This is a genomic window from Streptomyces sp. (assembly GCF_031178505.1).
Classification (GTDB): Bacteria; Actinomycetota; Actinomycetes; order Streptomycetales; family Streptomycetaceae; genus Streptomyces; species Streptomyces gulbargensis.
In genome coordinates this window covers 1-6,628 of sequence record NZ_JAPSIW010000379.1, presented here as the reverse complement: position 1 = coordinate 6,628, position 6,628 = coordinate 1, and the positions used below count along the sequence as shown (strand labels likewise).

The window sequence follows — 6,628 nt, the reverse complement described above, 5'->3', positions numbered from 1 at the left end:
CGTCGCTCGTTCGGGGACGGGCCGGGAGGTTTGCGAGACTGGGGCGGTGAGAAGTGCAGCTCCCGCCCCGCGGGTCATCGCCGTCGTCGGTCCCACCGCGGCCGGAAAGTCCGATCTGGGCGTTTTCTTGGCCCAGCAGCTCGGCGGCGAGGTCGTCAACGCCGACTCCATGCAGCTCTACCGGGGGATGGACATCGGGACCGCCAAACTGACGGTGGAGGAGCGCGGCGGCGTCCCGCACCACCTCCTCGACATCTGGGACGTGACCGAGGCCGCCAGCGTCGCCGAGTACCAGCGCCTGGCCCGCGCCGAGATCGACCGGCTGCTCGCCGAGGGCCGCACCCCCGTCCTGGTCGGCGGTTCGGGCCTGTACGTACGCGGGGCCGTCGACGCCCTGGAGTTCCCCGGCACCGACCCGGAGGTCCGGGCCCGCCTGGAGGCGGAGCTCGACGAGCGCGGCTCCGGCGTCCTGCACGCCCGCCTCGCCGCCGCCGATCCCGAGGCCGGCCGCGCCATCCTCCCCAGCAACGGGCGGCGCGTCGTCCGGGCCCTGGAGGTCATCGAGATCACCGGCAAGCCCTTCACCGCCAACCTGCCGGGTCACGAGTCCGTCTACGACACCGTGCAGATCGGCGTCGACGTCGCCCGCCCCGAACTCGACGCCCGCATCAGCGCGCGCGTGGACCGCATGTGGGAGGCCGGCCTCGTCGACGAGGTGCGCGCGCTGGAGGCCCTGGGGCTCCGCGAGGGGCGTACGGCCTCCCGGGCCCTCGGCTACCAGCAGGTGCTCGCCGCGCTCGCGGGAGAGTGCACCGAGGAAGAGGCGCGCGCCGAGACCGTACGCGCCACCAAGCGGTTCGCCCGCCGTCAGGACTCCTGGTTCCGCCGCGACCCGCGCGTCCACTGGCTCAGCGGAGCCGCGGACCACCGCGGGGAACTCCCGCGAGAGGCCCTGTCGTTGGTCGAACGAGCGGTTACAGCCTGATCACGTGATGGCATCGGGACGCCCCGGTCGTCATTCCGGCGGTCGGGAGCGTGCCATCATCGAGCATCGATCGACCAAGTGGAGTCCGAGTGGGAGGGCGCGTGGCGATGGAGGCCGGCCCTCGCGACAGAGAGCAGCACGACGCGGTCCTGCGCGCGGACGGTGACGCCGCCCCCGCGCCGGGGCTGACCCCGGACGGTCCCGACGAGGCCGAGGGCACCGCCGTCGAGGTGGACGCCGCCGAGGTCGAGGTCGAGCTGCGGCCCCAGCGCCGGCTGCGGATCTGGCAGCTCGCGCCGATCGTGGCCCTCGCGGCCGTCGGCTCCCTGATGTTCGCCTTCCCGCTCGCCTTCGGTTCCGGCGACGGCGGGGCCGTGGTCGCCATGCTCGGTCTGCTGATCAGCTCCTGCGCGGCCGGGTGGGGCATGATGGCCGCCCGCAAGGTCGGCCACACCTGGCCGGGGCTCCCGCAGCGGGGCTCGGGCGAACGCCCGAACTGGCGCGTCCTCGCCCTCTACACGGTGACGATCGCGGCGCTGGTCGCCCTGGCCGTCTGGCGTGTCGCCCGACTCCGCTGACCCCGCGCCCCCACCCGCCCCAGGCCCCGCCGCCCTGTGGACAACCGGCGGCCCCCCGGGCCCGACCCCGTACAGTTGATCGTGTGACCAGCGCGCAGACCTCACCCGCCCTCCGGTTCCTCAAGGGACACGGCACCGAGAACGACTTCGTGATCGTCCCCGACGCCGAGAACGCCGTCGACCTGCCCCCCGCGGTCGTCGCCCGCCTCTGCGACCGGCGGGCCGGCATCGGTGGCGACGGAGTGCTGCACGTCGTGCGCAGCGCCGCCCACCCCGAGGCCCGGCACATGGCCGGCGAGGCCGAGTGGTTCATGGACTACCGGAACGCCGACGGCTCCGTCGCCGAGATGTGCGGCAACGGGGTCCGGGTCTTCGCCCGCTACCTGGAGCACGCCGGGCACGTCACCGCCGGCGAGGTCGCCGTCGCCACCCGCGGCGGCGTCAAGCGCGTCCACCTCGACAAGGACGGCTCCGTCACCGTCTCCATGGGCAGGGCCGCCCTCCCCGACGCCGGGGTCACCGTCACCGTCGGCGGCCGCAGCTGGCCCGCGCGCAACGTGAACATGGGCAACCCGCACGCCGTCGCCTTCGTCGAGGACCTGAGCCACGCGGGCAACCTGTACGACGAGCCGCCGTACGAGCCCGCCTCCGTGTACCCGGACGGCGTCAACATCGAGTTCGTGGTCGACCGGGGCCCCCGGCACGTCGCCATGCGCGTCCACGAGCGCGGAGCCGCCGAGACCCGCTCCTGCGGCACGGGCGCGTGCGCCGTGGCCGTCGCCGCCGCCCGCCGCGACGGCGCCGACCCGGCCGTGACCGGCGCCCCCGTCACGTACACCGTCGACGTCCTCGGCGGGACCCTCGTCATCACCGAGCACCCCGACGGCGCCATCGAGATGACCGGACCCGCCGTGATCGTCGCCGAGGGCACCGTCGACCCCGCCTGGCTCGCGGGCCCGGGAGACGCTCCGGTCAACGACTGACCCGTCCCTCGATCGGGTGATCCGATTCACGCTCGGCGAGAGCGTGACTGCGCCACGTGGTGGGGTCGGTAGCATCAAGCACCGGCCCCCGGGCACGCCTGGCCCGCCCACCGCCGGTCGACGTTGCCGGAGGTGCCCCATGAGCGCAGAGGCCACCCATCCCGTGAGCGCGGCGGAGACCGCCGCCGCCGAGACCACCGTCCGCAGACGCGCACGCGCCCGGCTCGATCTGCGCCGGCTCGGCCGGGCCGCCCTCCTCGGCGCCACCGCGGGACCCACCCCCCGCGACCGGCTCCCCGACGCCATCAGCCATGTGGCGGAGGCGCACCGCGCCCACCACCCCGACGCCGACCTGGGGGTGCTGCGCAAGGCGTACGTCCTCGCCGAGTCCTCCCACCGCGGCCAGTTCCGCAAGAGCGGCGAGCCGTACATCACGCACCCGCTGGCCGTCACCCTCATCCTCGCCGAACTCGGCGCGGAGACCACCACCCTGACCGCCTCCCTCCTCCACGACACCGTCGAGGACACGGAGGTGACGCTCGATCAGGTGCGGCGGGAGTTCGGGGACGAGGTCGCGTACCTGGTCGACGGCGTGACCAAGGTCGAGAAGATCGACTACGGCGCCGCCGCCGAACCCGAGACCTTCCGCAAGATGCTCGTCGCCACCGGCAACGACGTCCGGGTCATGTCCATCAAGCTCGCCGACCGCCTCCACAACATGCGCACCCTCGGCGTCATGCGGCCGGAGAAACAGGCCAGGATCGCCCGGGTCACCCGGGACGTCCTCATCCCCCTCGCCGAACGGCTCGGCGTCCAGGCCCTCAAGACGGAGCTGGAGGACCTCGTCTTCGCCATCCTCCACCCCGAGGAGTACGAGAACACCCGGGCGCTCGTCGCCGGGGACGCCCGGTCCGGGGACACCCTCGGTGCCGTCGCCGACCAGGTCTCCACCGTGCTCCGCGAGGCCGGCATCGACGCCGAGGTTCTCGTCCGGCCGCGCCACTTCGTCTCCGTCCACCGCGTCCGGCTCAAGCGCGGCGAGCTGCGCGGCTGCGACTTCGGCCGGCTCCTCGTCCTCGTCGCCGAGGACGCCGACTGCTACGCCGTCCTCGGCGAACTGCACACCTGTTTCACCCCGGTGATCTCCGAGTTCAAGGACTTCATCGCGACCCCCAAGTTCAACCTCTACCAGTCCCTCCACACGGCCGTCGCCGCTCCCGACGGCTCCGTCGCCGAGGTCCTCATCCGCACCCACCGGATGCACAAGGTGGCCGAGGCGGGCGTCGTCGCCCTGGGCAACCCGTACGTGGGCCACGAACCGGCCCCCGCCGCCCCCGGGCCAGGCCCGGCCGCGGGACCTCCGCGTTCCCCGGGCCCGGAGCCGTCCGCCGCCCCGGAGCCGCCCGCGGCCCGGGAACCGCTCGACGGGGAGCGCGTCGACCCCACCCGCCCCGGCTGGCTCGCCCGCCTCCTCGACTGGCAGCAGGCCGTCCCCGACCCCGACACCTTCTGGACCTCGCTCCGCGCCGACCTGGCCGAGGACCGTGAGATCACCGTGTTCCGCGCCGACGGCGGCACCCTCGGCCTGCCCGCCGGCGCCACCTGCGTCGACGCCGCCTACGCCCAGCACGGCGAAGCCGCCCACGCCTGTCTCGGCGCCCGCGTCAACGGCCGGCTCGCCCCTCTCGGCACCGTCCTCGCCGACGGCGACACCGTCCAGCTCCTGCTCCCCGGCGGGCCCGCCGGCACCCCCGCCGGAGTCCGCCAGGACACCGCCTCCGGGCCCTCCCCGGAGTGGCTGGAGCACGCCCGTACCCCCGCCGCCCGGATCGCGATCACCACCTGGCTGCAGGCCCACCCGGAGGCCGCCGAGGCCCCCGCCGCCGGTGACCCGCGTCCACCCCTCAGCGTCACGGCCGACCGGCGGTCGGGCGCCGAGCTCCACGCCGAACTGGACGGCGAGCCACCCGCCGCCGTCCGCCCGGCCGGGTGCTGCACCCCCGTACCGCCCGACGAGATCACCGGTTTCCAGGTGCGCGGCGGCTCCGTCACCGTCCACCGGACCGGCTGCGCCGCCGCCGATGCCATGCGCCGGCTGGGCCGGGCGCCCGTCACCGTGCGCTGGGGCGCCACCGCCCGGTGCCGGGTCACGCTCGTCGCCGAGTCCTTCGGCCGCCCCGGTCTCCTCGCCGACCTCACCGAGGCCATCGCCGCCGCCGGGGCCGAGGTCGTCGCCGCGACCGTCGAGCCGCCCAGCGAGCAGCGGGTCCGCCACACGTACACGCTCCAGCTGGCCGACGCCGCCGGACTGCCCGCCCTCATGCGCGCCATGCGGGACGTGCCGGGCGTGTACGACGTGGCCCGCGCCCGGCACCGCGCCCCCGGCGGGCGGGGCCGCACCCCACGCGACGGGGACGGGGCACCGGAGGACCGCCGCCGGGCGTGAGCCCTTCGGGTGGCGGGCGAGCGCGCCGCCCGGGGGAGCGGGGAAGGCCCTGGTAGCGGTAGCGCATGCCGCTCACACCCCGCCCCACCGCTCCCCGCGCGCGGTGGCTCCGTGCCGCCGTCCTCGTCGCCTCCTCGGCCGGGCTGGTCGCCGCCGCCCTGCCCGCCTCCGGAGCCGCCCCCGGCCCGCCGGCGCCCCGGGCGGACGCCGGCACCGCTCCGGGGCCCGGCACGCCGTTCGCGCCGCTGGGCGGCACCGCTCCGGCGCCCGGCACCGTGCCCGAGCCCCTGGGCATCGGGGACCGGCTGTTCCCCACCCTGGGCAATCCCGGCTACGACGTCCTCGCGTACGACATCGCCCTCACCTACCCCGGCACCAACAGCGAGCCGCTCGCCGCCGTCACCCGCATCCGGGCGCTCGCCACGGCCGACCTGGACCGGCTGCACCTCGACTTCTCCCACGGCACGGTCTCCGCCGTCACCGTCGACCACCTGCCCGCCGCCCACACCACCAGCGGCGAGGACCTGGTCCTCACCCCGGCCGAGCCGGTCGACGCGGGGGAGGCCGTCGAGATCACCGTCACCCACACCAGCGACCCGCGCGGGCCCGCCGACACCGGCGGCTGGGTCCGCACCACCGACGGCCTCGCCATGGCCAACCAGGCCGACGCGGCCCACCGCGTCTTCCCCTCCAACGACCACCCCTCCGACAAGGCGCACTTCACCTTCCGGATCACCGCCCCGCGCGGCCTGACCGCCGTCGCGAACGGCCTGCCCGCAGGCCGGGACGACCACGGCACGACCACCACGTGGACGTACCGCACGCGCCACCCCATGGCCACCGAACTCGCCCAGGTCTCCATCGGCCGCTCCACCGTCCTGCACCGCACCGGCCCGCACGGGCTGCCCCTGCGGGACGTGGTGCGCACCGCCGACCGGGAGCTGATGGAACCCTGGCTGCGCAAGACGCCCGGCCAGATCGCGTGGATGGAGGACCGGGTCGGCCCGTACCCCCTGGAGACCTACGGCCTCCTCGTCGCGGACGCGCGCACCGGATACGAGCTGGAGACCCAGACGCTCTCCCTCTTCGAGCGGAACCTGTTCACCTCGACCCGGCTGCCCGAGTGGTACGTCGACTCGATCATGGTCCACGAGCTGGCGCACCAGTGGTTCGGCAACAGCGTCTCGCCCCGTACCTGGTCCGACCTGTGGCTCAATGAGGGCCACGCGACCTGGTACGAGGCCCTGTACGCGCAGGAGCACGGCGGGGAGACCATGGAGCGGCGCATGCGGGCCGCCTACGCCGCCTCCGACACGTGGCGGGCGGCAGGCGGCCCGCCCGCCGCCCCCGAGCCGCCCGCGCCCGGCCGGAAGATCAGCCTCTTCCGCCCCGTCGTCTACGACGGCAGCGCCCTGGTCCTCTACGCGCTCCGCCAGGAGATCGGCGCCGAGGCCTTCGACCGCCTGGAACGCCGCTGGGTCGCCGGGCACCGGGACGGGACGGCCACCACCGCCGACTTCACCGCCCTCGCCGAGCGGGTCGCCGGCCGCGACCTCACCGCCTTCTTCCAGGGCTGGCTGTACGGGAAGAGCACCCCGCCCATGCCCGGTCACCCGGACTGGCGCAGCCACCCCGC

Annotated in this window: 5 protein-coding genes; all 5 read left to right on the top strand. The window is 75.3% G+C overall.

The window, feature by feature from the left end:
• The first annotated feature begins 46 nt into the window (after positions 1 to 46).
• A complete protein-coding gene (gene miaA, locus RIF68_RS22625; RefSeq protein WP_309053116.1) occupies positions 47 to 985 on the top strand; it encodes a tRNA (adenosine(37)-N6)-dimethylallyltransferase MiaA in 939 nt (312 codons plus the stop codon).
• 107 nt (positions 986 to 1,092) lie between these two features.
• Positions 1,093 to 1,563 (top strand): hypothetical protein, encoded by a 471-nt coding sequence (locus tag RIF68_RS22620; RefSeq protein WP_309053117.1) that lies wholly within the window; start codon positions 1,093 to 1,095, stop codon positions 1,561 to 1,563.
• 83 nt (positions 1,564 to 1,646) lie between these two features.
• Positions 1,647 to 2,546, top strand: coding sequence for a diaminopimelate epimerase (dapF, locus tag RIF68_RS22615; RefSeq protein ID WP_309053115.1), 900 nt, complete (start codon positions 1,647 to 1,649; stop codon positions 2,544 to 2,546).
• A 139-nt stretch (positions 2,547 to 2,685) separates the two neighbouring features.
• The gene (locus RIF68_RS22610) at positions 2,686 to 4,992 is read left to right on the top strand and encodes an HD domain-containing protein (RefSeq protein WP_309053114.1); all 2,307 of its coding nucleotides are present in this window, start codon (positions 2,686 to 2,688) and stop codon (positions 4,990 to 4,992) included.
• A gap of 65 nt (positions 4,993 to 5,057) precedes the next feature.
• The coding region (locus tag RIF68_RS22605; protein ID WP_309053113.1) for a M1 family metallopeptidase at positions 5,058 to 6,628 on the top strand (1,571 nt) is incomplete at its 3' end.